The sequence below is a fragment of the Arthrobacter zhaoguopingii genome (genome assembly GCF_009828605.1).
Lineage (GTDB): Bacteria > Actinomycetota > Actinomycetes > Actinomycetales > Micrococcaceae > Arthrobacter_D > Arthrobacter_D zhaoguopingii.
The window spans coordinates 24,925-41,493 of sequence record NZ_WIAE01000013.1; the positions used below are offsets into that span (position 1 = coordinate 24,925).

Here is a 16,569-nt window from a genome sequence, read left to right on the forward strand (position 1 = left end):
CTACTCCTTTTCCTCAGCGAGAATGTCAGCGATCCGGTCCACACGCTGCCGCCAGATCAGCTCGTACTCTTCGAGCAGCCGCCGCGCCTTTTGCACACCTTCAAGATCAGGCCGCACGATCTGCTCCCTTCCGCGCTTCTCCTTCGTGACGAGGGAGGCACGCTCCATTACCGCGACATGCTTTTGCACTGCGGCGAAACTCATGGCGTAGTGGGCGGCCAGTCCGGACACCGAGTACTCCCCCGTCATGACCCGGGCGAGGATATCGCGGCGGGTGGCATCGGCGAGTGCCTGGAAGAGGCGGTCCAGCCTGGCATCGTTCGCTTGATCTACAACCATTTGGTTGTAACTTACGCCGGCGTCCATCCGGCGTCAAGGGTTTTTCCGGTACGGGGGACCCGGCGCCTCTCCAGGCGCGCCGCCGGAACTCCCGGCCTCCCGAACTGGGTCTGCACCCCTGGCGAAAAGAGCACGGACTCGGGCGGTCCCGACACCTCCAAGCCCGCCGCCGCCACCAGAGAATCCCGGAGGTGGACCACTTCGGCGGGAAAGAGGCGCCAGGGTTCGTGCGTGTTGGGGACATACAGCGTGCGGCCGCCGAGCCCGGTATGCAGCCCGTACCGGGCGGTCAGTTCCAGCGAAAGGGGATCAGCCGCGGCCGCGGTCCGGTCGGGGCGCACCGAGAACGAGGAGGACGCTCGGCCCCTGAACCGCCGGACGTCGTAGCCGAACCGCTCCCCGCCGACGGCACCGGCCTTCTCCCCTGTCGGGCGGCAGCGTGACCACACGTAGTTGATCCCGAAGGCCCTGGCGGCCAGCACCACGGCCAGGCGCGACGCGTCGAGGGTGACGAAGACGACGCCGCGCACGCCGTCGGGCCCCCGTGAGTACAGGCGGACATTGATTTCGGTGAACGACCCAAGGTAGGGAACGGGCATCCCCTGCCCCAGCCCGGCGCCGACCATGCGGAAGCCGATCAGGCCGACCCAGGTGGAGCCGTCGATCTCATCGGGTTCCACCCCCGGCGGCATGTAACGCGCGGCGGCTGCTACCGGGATCCTCCAGTGCAGGAAGACCGCGTCGGCCCAGAACTGGTCCATAATGAGCGGGCGCGGAAGGGGCGGCGGATCCGGCCAGGCGCTGGGGGGTCGGGAATGCTTGGAGGTCACCGCGCCGCCCTTCCGCCCGCTGACTGCCTGCCCGCCGCCTGCTCCCGGGGAGTTCCCGCGGAGCTGGCGCGGATCCGTCTCAGGTGGACGGAGGGGGCGTACGGCGGTTCGCCCGCGCCCGGTTGGTCAGGCTCTGCATCGCCTGGTGGCGCCGCGCCGAAAGGTCGCGCAGCAGCTTGTTCGACTCGGGGTTCCGCAGTGCCGTGGGCGAGGGTCGCTGGTACCTGCGCCGCCCAGGGGTTTCGGAGCCGCCCGACTCGGGCCGGATCATCATGGAAACGTCCTCTCCCTGAAAATGCCCACCGAGCCGCGCGAGTCGGCCGTTGCGGGGTGAATCGATTGTAGGGCCGGGGGGATACGCGGACAAGGAAAAATCCAACCGTCGTATGTGACCGGACTAGAAGGCGTAGCGGATACGGCAGTACGGAAGGTGGCGCCCCATCAGTGCCCGGAAGTCGTCGAGGTAGCCGCGCTTTTCGGCGGCGGTGTACCGGACGTTGATGAATCCGTTCGACGAGCGCTTCTGTTCCTGGAGCTCGGGCCGCCACAGGATCTCCTCGGCGCGGGGGTGCCAGCCGAGGTTGACCTCGTGGAGCTGCTGGTTGTGGGTGAGGAAAATGACCTCCGCCGCGAGCTGCTCCTTGGCCCGCGGAGTCAGCACGGCGTCGATCTGCGCGAACAGCGAGCGCCACTCCTCCTGCCACCCGGGCGTGACAATCACCGGGGAGAAGTTGAGGTGGACCTCGTACCCGGCCTCCACGAAGTCATTGACCCCGGCAAGGCGCTCAGAGATGGGCGAGGTGCGGACGTCGACGATCCGCGCCAGCCGCTCGGGCATGAGGGAGAACCGTACCCGGGTCCGGCCACGCGGGTCCCAGCCGAGCAGGTCCCGGTTGACGTATTTGGTGGCGAAGGACAGTTTGGCCGTCGGCAGGCTCCCAAAGAGATCGACGAGGTCCCGGACGTTGTCGCTGACCATCGCGTCGACCGAACAGTCGCTGTTCTCGCCGATGTCATAGACCCAGGCGGTGTCATCGCACTGGTTGGGCTCGAGCTTCATGCCCTGGCGCGCCACGTGCCGCTCGAGATAGCCGCTGATCTGCTCGATGTTCGCGAAGACCGTGATGGGGTTGCTGTAGCCCTTGTGCCGCGGGACGTAGCAGTAGGCGCAGGCCATCGCGCAGCCGTTCGCCGTGGACGGCGCGATGAAGTCGGCGGAGCGCCCGTTGGGCTTTGCCGCCAGCGACTTCTTGACGCCCACGACGAGAGCCTCGGTCTTGATCCGCACCCAGCGCCGGACGTTCGCCTCGTCGCCGCTGAGCTCGGGGATACGCCAGTGGCTCGCGACTTCGACCACCTCGGCCTCCGGCCAGCGTGCCAGCACCTGCTGGCCCCGGGGAAGCGCGGCCGCCTCCGGCTCGATGTAGATACGGCTGACCTGCAGGAGTTTGCTCGCCTCAATCATGAATGCCTGGCTCCGGTTCGTGGGGGAATTCCACGCTATCGCGGCGCACCGACACTCCGGGGATGGCCCGGGCTGCGGCGATCCGGGCAACGAACGGCCCCGGCCCGGTGCGGCCTAGATGGTCTGGCGCACCCGGATGCCGGCGCGGCCCATGGCGTCGGTGTAGGCCGCATGGATCTCCTTGAGCCAGATCTCCTGGTTCGCCGGCGTCCCCTTGAAGGCCCGCTCGCTGGTGGAGCGCACCTCATAGATCTTGAAGCCGCGCTTGTAGATGGCCCGGTTCTCGAGTTTCATGAGCCGGCGGGCCGCCTTATGGGCGTCGGCGCCGTGGGCGATCAGGGCTGAGGCGCGCGGAACCTGCTGGAGGAAACTCAGGAGCGGTTTCACACCGTCGGCGATCTGATCCATCGACAGCGCCCGCTCCTTGCCCTCCTCGAGGAACCACGGGTACGCGTTCCACGGCATGACCTGCTCGGGGCGCAGGCCAGCGGACTCGTAGATCTCGGCGATCCGCACGGAGGCCGGATCGTCGTTTTCGAACGAGACGAACCCCGAGGGCAGCGATGAACCGGGACTCGAGAAAAGACTGACAATCTTGCAGCCATCGACGTCGTGCACCGGATCGATGTACGGAACGGATGACCCGGGCTTGAGGGCCCCGAGCGAATCGCACAGCCGGTTCACGTCTTCAATGTTGGGATCGTAGCGCCGCTCCCATTGCTGGGCCTGATAGGTGGGGTCCGCCATACGTTGTGCCAATTCAACCTCCTAGCGGACATCGCCTGGAGTGGCACAAACTTGTCCGCAGATCTCCAGTTTACGCCGCAGGGGGCTTCGCCCCGCGCAGGGGCCATAATCCCCGCCCCTCCGCGCCTCAGAAGGCGGACCGGGCCCGCCTTCACGGGGAAGTGCGGCGGCGTGTCGCAGCGGACACGCCGCCGTCCCGGAACTCATCCGAAGGGAGCCGGGCGGAGTGCCATGCGATAGCATGGAGTGCGCTGTTCTCACGTTTATCGATTACTGTTATCATGAGAAGATGCTCATGACATATGAGGGCGGAGCTCCGGTCATCCGGGACTCTCCGGCCCTGGACCTCGCGAACACCTACTTCGCGGTACGCGGGAAGCCCCGGGAGGGACTTTCGACGCCGGCCGATGTGGCGGCCTGGGTCCTCGAAGTGGCCCCGCAGCTCGACGGGATCGAACTGCCCGCCGAGGAGCTCGCCGAGGCCGGGGAGGCCGACCTCGCACTGTTCCTCGAACTGCGGAGCGCGGTGCGGACCCTCGCCTCGGACCTCACCAAGGGTCTCAGCCCGGCCGACGGGCCCGTCGCGGTCCTGAACCGCGCCGCCGCGCTGGCCCCGGCATCGCCGGTCCTGACCCTCACCCCGCAGGGTGCGCTGTCGAAGTCCACCCGGGCCCGGAGCACCGCTCCCCGGTCCGCGCTGTCGGCCCTGGCCCGGGACGCCGCCGACCTGTTCTCCGGGGAGCGGCTGCACCAGCTGCGCGACTGCCAGGCTCCGGGGTGTTTCCTGTTCTTCCTGAAGGATCATCCCCGCAGGGAATGGTGCACGCCGGCCTGCGGGATGCGCGTCCGCGCCTCGCGCGCCTATTACAAGCGCACCCATGCGGAGGAGGTGTCCCCGGGCTCGTAATCGCCCGGGACACCGCCTCCAGCATCGGGAGCCGGCGCGCTCCCGCACTGGATCCGCCGCCGTACTGGCTTACAGCCCGTACTGTTCGAGGAGCCGCAGCCAGACCTCACTGACCGTCGGGAACGACGGGACCGCGTGCCAGAGCCGCTCCAACGGCACCTCGCCGGCAATCGCGATCGTCGCCGCGTGGAGCATCTCAGCGACGTCCGGCCCGGCCAGGGTCGCACCGATGATGACCCTGCGGTCCTCGTCGACGATCATCTGCGCCCATCCGGTGTACCCCTCGGAGTGGAGGGCGGAACCGGCCACCGCGATCGGCAGCGAGACCTCCGACGCGTTGACGCCGTCCTTCTGCGCCTGCTCGAGCGTGCGTCCCACCATGGCGATCTCCGGATCGGTGAAGACCACCTGCGGCACCGCATACGAGTTCGCCGTCGCGGCATACTTGCTCCACGGCTCGACGTCATCACCGAGGGTACCGGCGGCACGGGCGGCGATGGCATCACCGGCGGCACGGGCTTCGTACTTGCCCTGATGGGTCAACATCACCTTGTCGGCGGCATCACCCAGGACATAGAGCCAGTCACCTGCGCTGCGGACCCGCCCCGTGTCATCCGAGGGAAGGCCCTTCGGGCTCAGCCCGAGATCCTCGAGTCCGAGCCCGTCCAGCGCCGGCCGGCGGCCTGTGGCCACGAGCAGCTTGTCGGACTCGATGGTGTCACCGCTGTCGAGGGTGACGGCCACCGAGTTTTCACCGTTCTTGGCAACGGTCCGGATGCCGGTGTCGGTCAGGACCCGGATCCCTTCCTTTTCCAGTGCGTTCTTCACAAGGTCGGCCGCCGGCGCCGGGAATCCCCGAAGGATTCCACTGCGGGCAATAATCGTCACCTTCGCCCCGAGCCGGGAGAAGGCCTGGGCCAGCTCGGTGCCGGCCACGCCTGCGCCGATCACTGTGATCGACTGCGGAACGTCCTCGGCGGAGACAAGCTCGCGGGTGCCCCAGAACGGAGTCTCATCGAGCCCCTCGATGGCGGGGACTACCGGCACGGACCCGGTGGCGATCACGACGGCCTGGCGGGCCTGGATCGTGGTGACCGTGCCATCCTGGGCGGTGACCTCAACCTCGCGCTCCCCGGAGATGCGCCCCAGGCCGCGGACCAGGGTGATCCCCTGCTGGGCCACCCACTTGACCTGGCCGGCATCGTCCCAGTTGGCCGCCATCGCGTCCCGGCGGGCGAACACCTGGGCGGCGTCGAGACTGCCGGTCACCGCTTCGCGCGCCCCCGGCAGGGACAGTGCGGCGGAAAGGGCGGCGCCGGAACGGATGAGCGCCTTGGACGGCATGCAGGCCCAGTACGAGCACTCGCCGCCGACCAGTTCGGATTCGACCAGCACCGCCGTCAGTCCGCCCCGGACCGCCCGATCGGCCACATTCTCTCCAACCGGGCCGCCGCCGATAACGACAACGTCGGCTGTCTTTACTTCAGTCACAATTTTTACCTTCCACCACGTGGGGCCGGGAAAGCCGGCCTACCGGGCCCGGAAACAGACCCTGATCTTTGTGCTGCCGCCCGGGAGGTCGACTCCCTGCCGCGTTGGTACAAGCGCGGATCCTCAGCGCCCCTGGCACGGCAGGCCGCACAGAGCCTGCCCGTCAGGATGGAAAGGCCCGCCCCGAACAATCCCGATGAGGGCTTGTTTCGTTGGGGTCTTCCGCATTCAGATTCTCTAACTGTTAGTACGCTAAGCTTTATTCCACAGGAAGTCCTTTCACCTCAGGATGGAGCCATGGCCGCACCCGACGACGATCTGATGCTCGAGCGCCAGCTCTGCTTTGCGCTGTCCATTGCCTCACGGACGGTGGTCAACGCCTACCGTCCGGTCCTTGAGAGATTGAAGCTCACCCACCCCCAGTACCTGGTGATGCTCATCCTTTGGGAGCAGGACAACCGGTCGCTGCGGGAGATCAGCGAGACCCTCATGATGGAGCCGGCCACCCTCTCCCCGATGCTCAAACGCCTTGAGTCCCTGGGCTACATCACCCGGAACCGGGTGCCCGGGAACGAACGGACGCTGGCGGTGCGCCTGACGGAGACGGGAACCGCTTTGAGGGCGGAGGCCGTCGGGGTGCCGGGGACCATGCTGGAGCGGCTCGGGCTGACCCGGGAGCAGGTGGAAACGCTCAACGACTCAATGCGCGGGATTATCGCGGCAGCCACCCGGGCCGGCTCCGCCGCCGGCTAGAACCGGCGCCGGGCAGGGCTGCCGGGGTCAGCGCGACACCGGCTCCGTCGCCTCAAGCAGCGGGAGTTCGCTGCGCCTCGGCGTCCCCTCCCAGTCTCCGGGCACCAGACACGCGAAGGCTCCGGTGCGCACCGCCGTCAGCAGGCACTCCTGGGGCGGAAGCCCCCGCAGCCGTTCGGCGAGATATCCGGCGACGAAGGCATCACCGGCACCGACGGTGTCCACGGGCTGAACCGGAATGGCGGCCTGCTCGAAGTACTCTCCGTCCACCAGGGCCGCGCACCCCTGGGCGCCGCGCTTGACCACGACCTGCGAGGGCCCAAGCTCCGCGAGCGCGCCGGCGAGTTCCCGCGGCCCCTGGGCCGGGCCCACCAGCAGGGCGGCTTCGTCGTCGCCAGCGAACAGGATGTCGGCCCGGCCCGCAAGACCCCGGAGCACGGGTGAGGCGGCCTCGGGGCTCCACAGCGCCGCGCGGTAGTTGACGTCGAAGGAGACCGGGATGCCGGCTGCGCGCGCCGTCTGCACGGCGAGGTCGACGGCGTCGGCGGCCGACTCCGACAGCGCCGGGGTGATGCCCGTGACGTGCAGGAGCCCGGCGGCGGCAATCTCCTCCACCGGCACATCGGCGGGGCCGAGGCGGGAGCCGGCACTGCCTGCCCGGTAGTACCAGACCTTCTGGGTGTGCTGGGTGCGCCGCTCCTTGATCATCAGCCCGGTGGGCGCGGCCGGGTCCCGGACCGCGCGCACCTCGAGGCCTTCGGCACGCAGCTCGCGGACCACGAGGTCACCGAGGCTGTCCTCACCCACCCGGCCGAACCACGACACCGGGGCGCCGAGCCGGGCCAGGGCGATGGCGACATTGGACTCGGCACCGCCGATGCCCAGGCCCAGCTCGGAGGCGTGGGCCAGCGGCCCGGGCGTCTGCGCCCTCATCAGGGCCATGGTCTCACCGAAGGTGACCACCCCGGCGGACCCGGCGGGGCTCCCGCCGGGCACCGCAGTCATTCCTCTGCTCCCCTCGGTGCGGGCACCGGACGTGACCGTGCCACCAGTTCGGAGACCTCGCGGGCCCGCCGGATCAGGCCCGCCGGGCTTCCGCCGGCGAAGGCGTCCTGCAGGAGCGGTCCGCCGAGGCTGACGGCGAGCGCACCGGCCTCGATCCAGCCGGGCGCGTCGGCGATGCCGATGCCGCCGCTGGGAATGACGGCGATGTCCGGGAAGGGCCCGCGCAGCTGGCCGATATACCCGGGACCCACGGTGGAGGCGGGGAACAGCTTGACCGCCGTCGCCCCCGCGTTCCAGCCGGCGAGCAGCTCGGTGGGGGTCAGGCCGCCGGGGTAGACCGGGATGCCCCGCTCAACGCACAGGCCCACCGTGGGAAGGTCCATCACCGGGGTGACGATGTAGGCCGCTCCGGCGTCGATGGCCTGGTGCGCCTGCTGGACCCTGGTGACCGTACCCACGCCGATTTCGGCTTCGGTCCCGAACCGTTCGAGGAGCCGCGGCAGCTCCTCGAGCGCGCCGGGGGTGCTGAGGGTCAGCTCGATCGAGGTGACCCCTCCGGCGAGGAGCGCGTCAATCACCGGGGCGTACTGGTCCGCGTGGCCCGCGCGGAGTACCGCGATCACGGGGTTCCGGAGCAGGGCCTCGCCCGCGGCCGGACGCTGGAGGGAGGCGGGAGAAGTCATCGGCCCAGCCACCCGCCGTCGATCGGAAGGATGGTGCCGTGGATGTAGTCGGCGGCACGCGAGGAAAGGAACACGACTCCTCCTGTCAGGTCGTCCGGTTTCCCCCAGCGTCCTGCGGGGATGCGCTCGAGGATCTGCGTCGAGCGGTTCCCGTCGGCCAGGAGGGCCTCGTTCATGTCGGTGGCGAAGTAGCCGGGTGCGACGGCGTTGACGTTGACGCCCCGGCCCGCCCATTCGTTGCTCAGCGCCTTGGTCAGCTGTCCGACGGCGCCCTTCGATGCCGCGTACGCCGGCACCCGGAACCCGCCCTGGAAGGTGAGCATCGAGGCGAGGTTCACGATCTTCCCCTCGCCGCGCTCCAGCATGGGGGCACCGAAGCCCTGGCACAGCTGGAAGACGGCGCGGGTGTTGACCTGCATCACGGTGTCGAAGTCCGCCAGCGGGAACTCAACGGCGTCGTGCCGGATCTGCGTCCCGGCGTTGTTGACGAGGATGTGCACCTCGGAGGCGGCCAGGGCGGCGGCGATCGCCCGGGCAATCGACTCCTCGCTGGTGAGGTCCACCGGGACAGTGTCGATCCGGCGGCCCAGCCGCGCGGCGGTCTCCTCGAGTTCGATGGAAACCGCGCTGCGCTGCAGGGCGATCACGTCCGCTCCCGCCTCGAGCAGGGCCCGGGCAGTGGCCCGGCCGATGCCGCGGGAGGCCCCGGTGATGGCGGCGGTGCGCCCGGTGAGGTCGAAGGGATTAGACATCGGCCGCCCCGCTCTCTTCGCCCGCTGACCCGACAAGGACCTTCAGGACCCCGCCGGCCGACATGGCCTTCGTGAAGGCCTCGGGCACCTCGCCGAGGCCGAAGACCTCGATGGGCAGCCGGTCCAGCTGCAGCACGTCGGCCTCGATCAGCCCGACGGCCCGTTCCATGTCCTGCCGGGTGTAGACCCGCACACCGAGGAGTGTCTGCTCGGAGAAGGTGATTCCCTGGAGGTCGAGCTTCGCCGGTTCCTTGTACACCCCGACGAGCACGATGGTGCCCTGCACACGGGCCGCCCCGGAGAGGGCGGCGGCGACGGAAGGGTGGGCCGCGGAGTCGAAGACAATATCGGCGCCCGCGCCTGCGGTCCTTGAGCGGACGGTGCCGGCGGGGTCCTCACCCGGTGCGAGGACGGAGAAACCGAACCGCCCGGCCGCCTCCCGGCGGTCCTCGCTCGGCTCGATCAGGAACACCTCCCCGGCGCCGGCCTCCCGGGCGACAAGGGCCGTGAGCAGCCCGATCGGGCCGGCGCCGAAGACGGCGACGCGCTCGCCCCCCGACAGCCCGGACCGGGCGACGGCGTGCACCGCGACGGCCAGGGGCTCGGCGAGGGCGGCCTGCCGTGCGGGCACCTTCGGATCGACGGGCAGGAGCGCCCGCGCCGGGAGGGCGACATATTCGGCCAGCGAGCCCGGCGCGTCGATGCCGTAGAGGTTGAGGCGAGAGCACACGTGGGAATTCCCACTGGTGCAGGGGCCGCAGGTGCCGCAGGTGATCAGCGGCTCCACAACGACCCGGGTCCCCTCGGCCGGGCCGTCCGGTGCGGCGACGGCAACCGTGCCGGTGATTTCGTGGCCCAGGATCAGCGGCGGCGCGGCCCGCGGGTGGGTGCCGTGGTAGATGGAGAAGTCGGTGCCGCACAGGCCCGTGTATTCGACCCGGATCAGCGCCCAGCCGTCGGGCACCTCGGGCAGGGGAACCTGCTGCACCGCGACGGTCTCCGGCGCGGTGAGCACGGCGGCCTTCATTGTCGAATCGGAGGGGGTCATGAGAGCACTTTCGGGTTGAGGATATTGCGCGGAACGGTTCCGGAGCACACATCGAGCACGTTCTCAAGGGTCCGGCTCTTCAGTTCGCCGTAGGACTCCTCGCTGTACCAGGCGGCGTGGGGGGTGAGGACCGCGTTCCCGAGACCCAGGAGGGGGTGGCCCTCCGGCAGCGGTTCCTGTTCGAAGACATCGAGGCCCGCCCCGGCGAGCTGCCCCGACTTCAGGGCGGCAACCACCGCCGCGGTATCCACGACCCCGCCGCGGCACGTGTTGACCAGCACCGCTCCGGGTTTCATGGCCGCGAGGGTTCCGGCGTCGATGAGGTGGTGCGTCTCGGCGTTCAGCGGCACATGGAGGGAGACGACGTCGGCGCGGGCAAGGAGTTCCTCGAACGCTACGACTTCAACGCCGTCGGGAGTGACCGAGCCCGGGGTGAGGCGGGGTTCGTAACCGATCACCGTGTACCCAATACCCCGGGCCTTGCGGGCCGCGGCCGAGCCGATGAGTCCGAGCCCGACGATGCCGAAGACCCGGGTGGCGGTCCGGTGCAGCGGCCGCACCGCGGCCAGGCTGTGTTCGCCGGCGCGCATGCGCCGGTCGAGCTGGGTCACTCCGCGGGCCAGGGTCAGGGCCAGCGCAATCGCGTGGTCGCTGACGTCTTCGGTCCCGTAGTCGGGCACGTTGCACACCGCGACGCCGCGGGCCGTGGCGGCGTCGACGTCGACCGTGTCGACGCCCACCCCGTAGCGCCCGATGGCCTTGAGTCCCGGGAGTGCGTCGAGCACCCGGGCCGTGATGGGCGCGTACTGCACCAGGATCCCGTCGGCTCCCGCGGCGGCGGCGATGACGTCGTCCTCGGTGCGGCAGGAGGCCAGGGTGAGGGCGGCCCCGCGCCTGCGGGCGAGCTCCTCCTCAATGGCAATGGAGTCGTGGTCGCAGTCGGTGATGACGATTTTCAGCTGATCGGACATCTCATCCCTCCGTGAACTGGAATGCTAGTGCTTTTCCACCGGGTCCGAACCTCCGCGACCGTCATGCACGCACCCGTTCGAGGGACGCGAAGTCCAGCTCGACGCCGTGGCCGGGAAGTTCGGGCGCCACGGCGAAGCCGTCCTCAATGCGCAGCGGCGCGGCAAGGTAGGCGTCGAGCCCGAATCCGTGGGCCTCCATGTAGGTGCGGTTGGGTGCCGCGGCCAGGGCGTGGACGGTGAGGTCGTGCACCCCGTGCGAGGTGACCGGGAGGTTGTGCGCCTCGGCCAGGGCGCTGACCTTCCGGAAGGTGGTGTAGCCGCCGCAGTTGCTGACGTCCGGTTCGGGGAAGGTGATGGCACCGGCGGTGATGGCCTGCTGGAACTCGTACAGGGTGTGGAGGTTCTCGCCTCCGGCGATCGGCTGGCGGCCTTCGCGGACGATGCGGGCGTACCCGGCGAAATCGTCGGGGATTGTGGGCTCCTCGATCCAGACCAGGTTGAAGTCGGCGAGCGCGTGGGCGGCGCGGATCGACTCGTCGACACTCCACTTCATGTTCGCGTCGACCATCAGGGGGAAGTCCTCTCCGAGGTGCTCGCGCATCCGGGCCACCCGGGCGACGTCCTCGCGCAGCTGCGGCCGTCCGACCTTCATCTTGATGGCACGGAACCCGTGCTCCTGGTAGCCGTCGGCCTGGGCGAGCAGGTCCTCGATCGGCAGCTGAAGGTCGATCCCGCCGGCGTACACGGGCACCTTGGGGTCGAACCCGCCGAAGAGGCGCCACAAAGGCTGCTGGGCCTTCTTGCCCTTGAGGTCCCACAGCGCGATGTCGATTGCGGAGATCGCCGAGGTCACATGTCCGCCGCGGCCCGCGTAGTGGAGGGCCCACCACATCTGCTGCCAGAGCGATTCGATGCGGTCGGCGTCCTGGCCCTGCAGCAGCGGCGCGAGGTAGCGGTCGATCATCACGGCCACGGCCGCGCCGCCGTGGTTGACGGTGTAGGTGTAGCCCAGGCCCACGGCCCCGTCGCTGTCGGTCACCCGCACGGTGATGAGTTCGAAATCCAGCATCACCCCGTGCATGCTGTCGGTCAGCGTCTGCTGCAGGGGGATCCGGTAAAGGTCCGTCTGCATTGTTTCGACTTTGGCCATGGTCACTCCTTTGGACGTGGGTACCGAGGAGCCGGCCATTCCCCGGAGGGCCGTCCGACGCCTAGAAAACCGGTTTTCCCCGGCGGCGTCCACCCTACGGCGATTCCAGGGTGAGGTCAACATCACATCTGCTGCTATGGCAGAATCAGACTGCCGCATGCATCGAAGGGAGGTCCAGTGCGCGACGCCGACGCTCCGCTCCACCCGAAACAGCGGTCCCGCCTCATTGACGTGGCCAACCATGCCGGTGTCACAAAATCGGTCGTTTCCCGGGTCCTGAACAACGACCGCACCCTTTCCATCCGGGAGGAGACCCGCACGCGCATCCTCGACGCGGTGCGGGACCTCGGCTACCAGCCGCACACCGGCGCCCGCGCCCTGGCCGGCGCCAGTACCCGCGCCCTTGCCCTGCTCATCCCGGACCTCACCAACCCGGTCTACTCCCGCATCACCCGCGGCGCCGTCCAGCAGGCGCGGGTCCGCGGCTTCGCCATGCTGCTGGCGGAGGACTCCGCCGATTCCGGCGTGGACCGGCAGTTCGCCGACCTCGTGGCGAGCCACCGGGTGGACGGGCTCCTCATCGCCTCGGCGCGCCCCGACCACCCGCTGTTGGGCATGCTGCCCGACTCCCGGATTCCGCACGTGTTCGTGAACCGGGTCGTCGCGGGCTCCGGGCGGAACATTTCGCTGCAGATCGAGGCGGCCAGCCAGGCTGCCCTCGACCACCTGCTCGCGCTGGGGCACCGTCGGATCGGCCATGTCTCGGGTCCGGAGCAGCTCGCGCCGACCGTCAGCAGGCGGGCGGGGCTGCTCGGCGCCGCGGTGGCGGCAGGGATTCCGGAACCCTCGATCGAATCAGGGGAGTTCAACGAGCAGGGCGGCTATGCCGCAGCCACCCGGCTCCTGGCGGACCATCCCGACCTCACCGCGATCTACGCCAGCACCCTGAACCAGGCGATCGGCGTCCTCTCGGCCGTCCATGCCGCCGGGCTGCGCATTCCCGAGGACATCTCGGTCATCTCCTATGACGACCTCCCCCTCGCCGGGTTCCTCCACCCTCCCCTGACGGCCATCGCCATGCCGCTGATGGAGCTGGGGCAGGCCGCCGTCGACGCACTCTGCGCCCAGCTCGAAGGAGCACCCCCCGAGGATGTGCTGGTGCCGGGCGCCCCCGAGGTGGTGGTGCGCGGGTCCACCGGGCCGCCGCGTTCGGGACCGTCCGCCGGCGCCGCAAACGTGCCGTCTTAAAGCGGATCCCTCCTTCGGGGGCGGCCCTTCGGCGGCCCCCAGGCGCTAGTCTTAGCGCACCGGACCGAAGGGACCCGCACCATGACGAAAACGATCTACAGAGCCGCCTCCTCCCTCAACGGATTCCTCGCCGACGGGGAGGGTTCGATGGACTGGCTCTTCGCCGTGGATCAGCCCGAGCCCTACCACCAGGGGCACTTCCTGGACGGCATCACGGTCCTGGTCCAGGGGTCGAAGACCTATGAGTGGATGCTCGAGGCCGAAGGCGTCCTCGAGCGCCCCGGACGGTGGCGGGAGTTCTACGGGAACCGCCCCGCGTTCGTCTTCACCAACCGGGACCTTCCCCGGCCGGACGGCGCCGATGTGCGGTTCGTCTGCGGCGAGCCCGGCGCCGTCTACCCGCAGCTCGTCGAGGCTGCGGGGGACAAGGACATCTGGCTGATGGGCGGCGGTGACCTCGCCGGCCAGTTCTTCGACGCCAACCTGCTCGATGAGGTGCAGGTGGCGATCGCCCCGGTCACCCTCGACGCCGGGGCGCCGCTGCTGCCACGCTTTATCCAGTCGGACCGGCTCAACCTGCGCAGCGCGGAGCAGCTCGCCCAGTTCGCCCACCTGACCTACGAAGTCACCCGCTGGCAGCCCAATCCCTCCTAGGCACCCGCCCAGGCCCGGATGCCGCGCTTTTCCTGTGCCTTTCCTGCGGATAATCCTCTGGTGCCGCTCTCCCGGCGGTTCGAGAATGGAGGGGAGGGCGGCAGCGAACCTGCCCTCCAGCGGCGGCTGCGGCCCCGCTTTCGACAAGGGCAAAACCGGTGCGAGCCGGTGACGCAAAGCCACGGGGCCTTTCCGGTCAGCCGGGCTTCCGAACAGCAAAGGTCTCTCATGCACGATGCCTCCCCGGGCACCGCCCTGCCCGCCCCCCGCCGGTTGGCGGCACGCCTGCTCCGCACCGCGCTCGCCCTCTGCCTTGCCGCCGTCGTTGCGGCGCTCGGACCCGGGGCGCTCCAGCCGGCGCACGCCGCCACGGCGTCCATCTCCCTCAGCGCCTCCAGCGGACCCGCCGGGTCGCTGGTCACCGTCTCCGGAACCGGATTCCCCAAGAAGTCGAAGGGCACCCTCACCGCCGGCACGGCCTCCGTTCCCTTCACCGCCAACGCGTCCGGATCCTTCACCGCCGGCATTGTCATTCCCGACGCCGGCAGCCCGGTGCTCATCGAGGCACGGGCGGGCTCGGGCCTCGCCTCTGCGCCCTTCACCCTGACCTACGCCCCGCCCCCCGGACCCGCCCCCGTGCCGGGGATCCGCGCGGCGCCGCTGCGTTTCGGCGCCGGGACCCCCGGCGGTCCGATGGCCGCCGGTGAGCTGGACGAGGTGGCCGTGCTCGCCGGTGAGGCGCCGTCGGTCGTCCTGTCCTACAAGGACTTCGCCCAGGCCCCGCCGCTGGCCGAGCTTGACGCCGTCCGCTCCCGCGGTGCCGTGACCCTGCTGACCTGGGAACCCTGGCTCTGGGGCGGCGGCACCGCCCAGCCCGCCTACTCCCTGGACCGCATCACCGCCGGGGACTTCGACCCGTACCTGCGACAGTGGGGCTCCGCCCTGGCCCAGTGGGGCCACCCGGTGATGCTGCGCTTCGGCCACGAGATGAACGGCAACTGGTACCCCTGGGCGGAAGGGATCAACGGCAACGAGGCCGGCGACTACGCGGCGGCGTGGCGCCATGTGCACGACGTCGTGGCCTCCACGGGCGCCTCCAATATCTCCTGGGTATGGAATCCGAACGTGCCGTACTGGGGGTCGACGCCCCTGGATCAGCTCTACCCCGGAGCCCAGTACGTCGACGCCGTCGCGCTCGACGGCTACAACTGGGGCGCCTCCGCCTCGTGGAGCACCTGGGTGGAGCCCGATGCCCTGTTCGGAGAAGGGCTTGCGGAGCTGCGCCGGCTCGCCCCGGGGAAGCAGATCCTGATCGCCGAGACCGCATCGGCGGAGGCGGGCGGCTCGAAGTCCGGCTGGAACACGTCCCTGGTGCGCTACCTCGCGGCCCAGCCCGACGTCACGGCCCTGGTCTGGTTCCACTTCGCCAAGGAAGCCGACTGGCGGATCAACAGCAGCGCCGGTTCGGCGTCTGCGCTGGCACAGGCGCTCGCCGCCCGGCCTCCCGCGGGCTGAGCCGTCCCCGGGGCGGACCCGCCTTCCGCTCCGGGCGGTCGACCGGAGTGGAAAGCCCGGAATTTCCGCAATGTGGGGACTTCTAGTTCTCGACCCGCTCCGGGGCCAGCCGGTATCCCACGCCCCGGACGGTCACCAGCCAGGCGGGCTGGCGGGGATCTTCCCGGAGCTTCTTTCGAAGATTTCCGATATGCACTTCGACAGCCCGCTCGTCCACATCGCTAACGTAAGCCGCATCGCGGTACTGCTCGCCGCGCACGACACGGACTAAATCGGCTTTAGTGCGGACCGACCCGCCGCTGCGCATAAGGTCATGAAGTAAATCGAACTCGCTCCGCGTTAAACTGATTTCGGCGTCGAACAGTTTGGCCGTGCGGGTCTCCTGGTGGAGCACGAGGCCGTTGTGGCGCAGCACCGGCTGCTGCGGAGCCGCCCCCGCCTCGGGGGATGCGCCGGCCGGCCCTCCGGCCTCCCGCGGACGCCGGAGCATGGCAGCGACCCGGGCCCTCAGCTCGCGGGGCCGGAAGGGCTTGGTGAGGAAATCGTCGGCGCCGGACTGAAGGGCCATGAGGGTGTCCAGTTCATCGGCGCGTGCGGTCAGCATAATGACATAGCAGTCGCTGAACGCCCGGATGCGCCGGAGCACCTCGAAACCGTCGATATCGGGCAGTCCGACGTCCAGGGTCACCACCGTGGGGCTGTTGCCGCGCACCGCGAGGACCCCGTCACGCCCCGTCGCCCCTGAGTGAACCTCGAACCCCGACTGCTGGAGGACAGCGCTCAAGAGATTGCGCACATCCTCGTCGTCTTCAATAACGACGGCAGTCCCCTGCTCACCCATATTTTTCCCTTACGCCGGAGGCCGGGAGTGGTGAAACGTATTCACCCTCGTGCACCTTGAGACCCGTGATTGTTTTACAGGCTACAAGGGAAGTTCGTGTTAAGTAAGTTACGCAAGATTGCCGCAGTTTCTTTACCGAATTTCTGCACCTCATTGCCCGTACGGGAGCA

The 16,569-nt window shown here is 69.3% G+C and carries 18 protein-coding genes and 1 riboswitch; of the genes, 5 read left to right on the top strand and 13 right to left on the bottom strand.

Features of this window, described 5'->3' with window-relative positions; translation table 11 throughout:
- From GVV77_RS14935 to GVV77_RS14955, 5 genes are all read right to left on the bottom strand, one after another.
- Positions 1-339, bottom strand: coding sequence for an ArsR/SmtB family transcription factor (locus tag GVV77_RS14935; RefSeq protein ID WP_159619680.1), 339 nt, complete (start codon positions 337-339; stop codon positions 1-3).
- Between the two features lie 11 nt (positions 340-350).
- Positions 351-1,100 (bottom strand): YqjF family protein, encoded by a 750-nt coding sequence (locus tag GVV77_RS14940; RefSeq protein WP_159619756.1) that lies wholly within the window; start codon positions 1,098-1,100, stop codon positions 351-353.
- Positions 1,101-1,248: 148 nt separating this feature from the next.
- On the bottom strand, positions 1,249-1,443 hold the full coding sequence (locus GVV77_RS14945; RefSeq protein ID WP_133403634.1) for a hypothetical protein: 195 nt from the start codon (positions 1,441-1,443) through the stop codon (positions 1,249-1,251).
- 123 nt (positions 1,444-1,566) lie between these two features.
- A complete protein-coding gene (locus tag GVV77_RS14950; protein WP_159619757.1) occupies positions 1,567-2,631 on the bottom strand; it encodes a spore photoproduct lyase family protein in 1,065 nt (354 codons plus the stop codon).
- Between the two features lie 117 nt (positions 2,632-2,748).
- Complete coding sequence (locus tag GVV77_RS14955; RefSeq protein WP_246199854.1) at positions 2,749-3,393, bottom strand: uracil-DNA glycosylase family protein; 645 nt, start codon at positions 3,391-3,393, stop codon at positions 2,749-2,751.
- 277 nt (positions 3,394-3,670) lie between these two features.
- Here GVV77_RS14955 and GVV77_RS14960 point away from each other — a divergent pair, with 277 nt between their 5' ends.
- Positions 3,671-4,288, top strand: coding sequence for an ABATE domain-containing protein (locus GVV77_RS14960; protein ID WP_159619682.1), 618 nt, complete (start codon positions 3,671-3,673; stop codon positions 4,286-4,288).
- 69 nt (positions 4,289-4,357) lie between these two features.
- Here the strand turns inward: GVV77_RS14960 and GVV77_RS14965 are convergent, their stop codons facing one another.
- A complete protein-coding gene (locus tag GVV77_RS14965; RefSeq protein WP_159619684.1) occupies positions 4,358-5,779 on the bottom strand; it encodes a dihydrolipoyl dehydrogenase family protein in 1,422 nt (473 codons plus the stop codon).
- Between the two features lie 297 nt (positions 5,780-6,076).
- Between GVV77_RS14965 and GVV77_RS14970 the strand changes: the two genes are divergently transcribed.
- A complete protein-coding gene (locus tag GVV77_RS14970) occupies positions 6,077-6,532 on the top strand; it encodes a MarR family winged helix-turn-helix transcriptional regulator (protein WP_159619686.1) in 456 nt (151 codons plus the stop codon).
- A 27-nt stretch (positions 6,533-6,559) separates the two neighbouring features.
- Here the strand turns inward: GVV77_RS14970 and GVV77_RS14975 are convergent, their stop codons facing one another.
- The 6 genes from GVV77_RS14975 to GVV77_RS15000 form a co-directional block, all read right to left on the bottom strand.
- Positions 6,560-7,537, bottom strand: a complete 978-nt coding sequence (locus GVV77_RS14975) for a sugar kinase (protein ID WP_159619688.1) — start codon at positions 7,535-7,537, stop codon at positions 6,560-6,562.
- On the bottom strand, positions 7,534-8,220 hold the full coding sequence (locus GVV77_RS14980; protein ID WP_159619690.1) for a bifunctional 4-hydroxy-2-oxoglutarate aldolase/2-dehydro-3-deoxy-phosphogluconate aldolase: 687 nt from the start codon (positions 8,218-8,220) through the stop codon (positions 7,534-7,536). Before GVV77_RS14980 ends, GVV77_RS14975 begins: the two co-directional genes overlap by 4 nt.
- A complete protein-coding gene (locus tag GVV77_RS14985) occupies positions 8,217-8,972 on the bottom strand; it encodes an SDR family oxidoreductase (protein ID WP_159619692.1) in 756 nt (251 codons plus the stop codon). The genes GVV77_RS14980 and GVV77_RS14985 overlap by 4 nt, the downstream gene beginning before the upstream one ends.
- Entirely contained in the window at positions 8,965-10,020 is a 1,056-nt protein-coding gene (locus GVV77_RS14990; RefSeq protein ID WP_159619694.1) for a zinc-dependent alcohol dehydrogenase, read from the bottom strand. The genes GVV77_RS14985 and GVV77_RS14990 overlap by 8 nt, the downstream gene beginning before the upstream one ends.
- Positions 10,017-10,991: a C-terminal binding protein gene (locus GVV77_RS14995; protein ID WP_159619696.1), complete on the bottom strand. Its 975-nt coding sequence runs from the start codon at positions 10,989-10,991 to the stop codon at positions 10,017-10,019. The genes GVV77_RS14990 and GVV77_RS14995 overlap by 4 nt, the downstream gene beginning before the upstream one ends.
- 61 nt (positions 10,992-11,052) lie before the next feature.
- The gene (locus GVV77_RS15000; RefSeq protein WP_159619698.1) at positions 11,053-12,141 is read right to left on the bottom strand and encodes a mandelate racemase/muconate lactonizing enzyme family protein; all 1,089 of its coding nucleotides are present in this window, start codon (positions 12,139-12,141) and stop codon (positions 11,053-11,055) included.
- Positions 12,142-12,318: 177 nt separating this feature from the next.
- On the opposite strand from GVV77_RS15000, the gene GVV77_RS15005 reads away from it, so the two are divergent.
- The 3 genes from GVV77_RS15005 (at position 12,319) to GVV77_RS15015 (ending at position 15,558) form a co-directional block, all read left to right on the top strand.
- Entirely contained in the window at positions 12,319-13,389 is a 1,071-nt protein-coding gene (locus GVV77_RS15005) for a LacI family DNA-binding transcriptional regulator (protein WP_201291467.1), read from the top strand.
- Positions 13,390-13,470: 81 nt separating this feature from the next.
- The gene (locus GVV77_RS15010) at positions 13,471-14,043 is read left to right on the top strand and encodes a dihydrofolate reductase family protein (RefSeq protein ID WP_159619700.1); all 573 of its coding nucleotides are present in this window, start codon (positions 13,471-13,473) and stop codon (positions 14,041-14,043) included.
- Between the two features lie 138 nt (positions 14,044-14,181).
- Positions 14,182-14,256: riboswitch (cyclic di-GMP riboswitch) on the top strand.
- Between the two features lie 15 nt (positions 14,257-14,271).
- Positions 14,272-15,558, top strand: coding sequence for a glycoside hydrolase family 26 protein (locus GVV77_RS15015; protein ID WP_159619702.1), 1,287 nt, complete (start codon positions 14,272-14,274; stop codon positions 15,556-15,558).
- Positions 15,559-15,640: 82 nt separating this feature from the next.
- On the opposite strand, the gene GVV77_RS15020 is transcribed toward GVV77_RS15015, so the two are convergent.
- On the bottom strand, positions 15,641-16,399 hold the full coding sequence (locus GVV77_RS15020; RefSeq protein WP_159619704.1) for a response regulator transcription factor: 759 nt from the start codon (positions 16,397-16,399) through the stop codon (positions 15,641-15,643).
- Positions 16,400-16,569 lie beyond the last annotated feature (170 nt).

What these genes read in the sequence shown, in the direction of transcription:
- GVV77_RS14935 (WP_159619680.1), bottom strand. Translation starts at nt 339, where the DNA reads ATGGTTGTAGATCAAGCGAACGATGCCAGGCTGGACCGCCTCTTCCAG.
- GVV77_RS14940 (WP_159619756.1), bottom strand. Translation starts at nt 1,100, where the DNA reads ATGGACCAGTTCTGGGCCGACGCGGTCTTCCTGCACTGGAGGATCCCG.
- GVV77_RS14945 (WP_133403634.1), bottom strand. Translation starts at nt 1,443, where the DNA reads ATGATGATCCGGCCCGAGTCGGGCGGCTCCGAAACCCCTGGGCGGCGC.
- GVV77_RS14960 (WP_159619682.1), top strand. Translation starts at nt 3,671, where the DNA reads ATGCTCATGACATATGAGGGCGGAGCTCCGGTCATCCGGGACTCTCCG.
- GVV77_RS14970 (WP_159619686.1), top strand. Translation starts at nt 6,077, where the DNA reads ATGGCCGCACCCGACGACGATCTGATGCTCGAGCGCCAGCTCTGCTTT.
- GVV77_RS14975 (WP_159619688.1), bottom strand. Translation starts at nt 7,537, where the DNA reads ATGACTGCGGTGCCCGGCGGGAGCCCCGCCGGGTCCGCCGGGGTGGTC.
- GVV77_RS14980 (WP_159619690.1), bottom strand. Translation starts at nt 8,220, where the DNA reads ATGACTTCTCCCGCCTCCCTCCAGCGTCCGGCCGCGGGCGAGGCCCTG.
- GVV77_RS14985 (WP_159619692.1), bottom strand. Translation starts at nt 8,972, where the DNA reads ATGTCTAATCCCTTCGACCTCACCGGGCGCACCGCCGCCATCACCGGG.
- GVV77_RS14990 (WP_159619694.1), bottom strand. Translation starts at nt 10,020, where the DNA reads ATGACCCCCTCCGATTCGACAATGAAGGCCGCCGTGCTCACCGCGCCG.
- GVV77_RS14995 (WP_159619696.1), bottom strand. Translation starts at nt 10,991, where the DNA reads ATGTCCGATCAGCTGAAAATCGTCATCACCGACTGCGACCACGACTCC.
- GVV77_RS15000 (WP_159619698.1), bottom strand. Translation starts at nt 12,141, where the DNA reads ATGGCCAAAGTCGAAACAATGCAGACGGACCTTTACCGGATCCCCCTG.
- GVV77_RS15010 (WP_159619700.1), top strand. Translation starts at nt 13,471, where the DNA reads ATGACGAAAACGATCTACAGAGCCGCCTCCTCCCTCAACGGATTCCTC.
- GVV77_RS15015 (WP_159619702.1), top strand. Translation starts at nt 14,272, where the DNA reads ATGCACGATGCCTCCCCGGGCACCGCCCTGCCCGCCCCCCGCCGGTTG.
- GVV77_RS15020 (WP_159619704.1), bottom strand. Translation starts at nt 16,399, where the DNA reads ATGGGTGAGCAGGGGACTGCCGTCGTTATTGAAGACGACGAGGATGTG.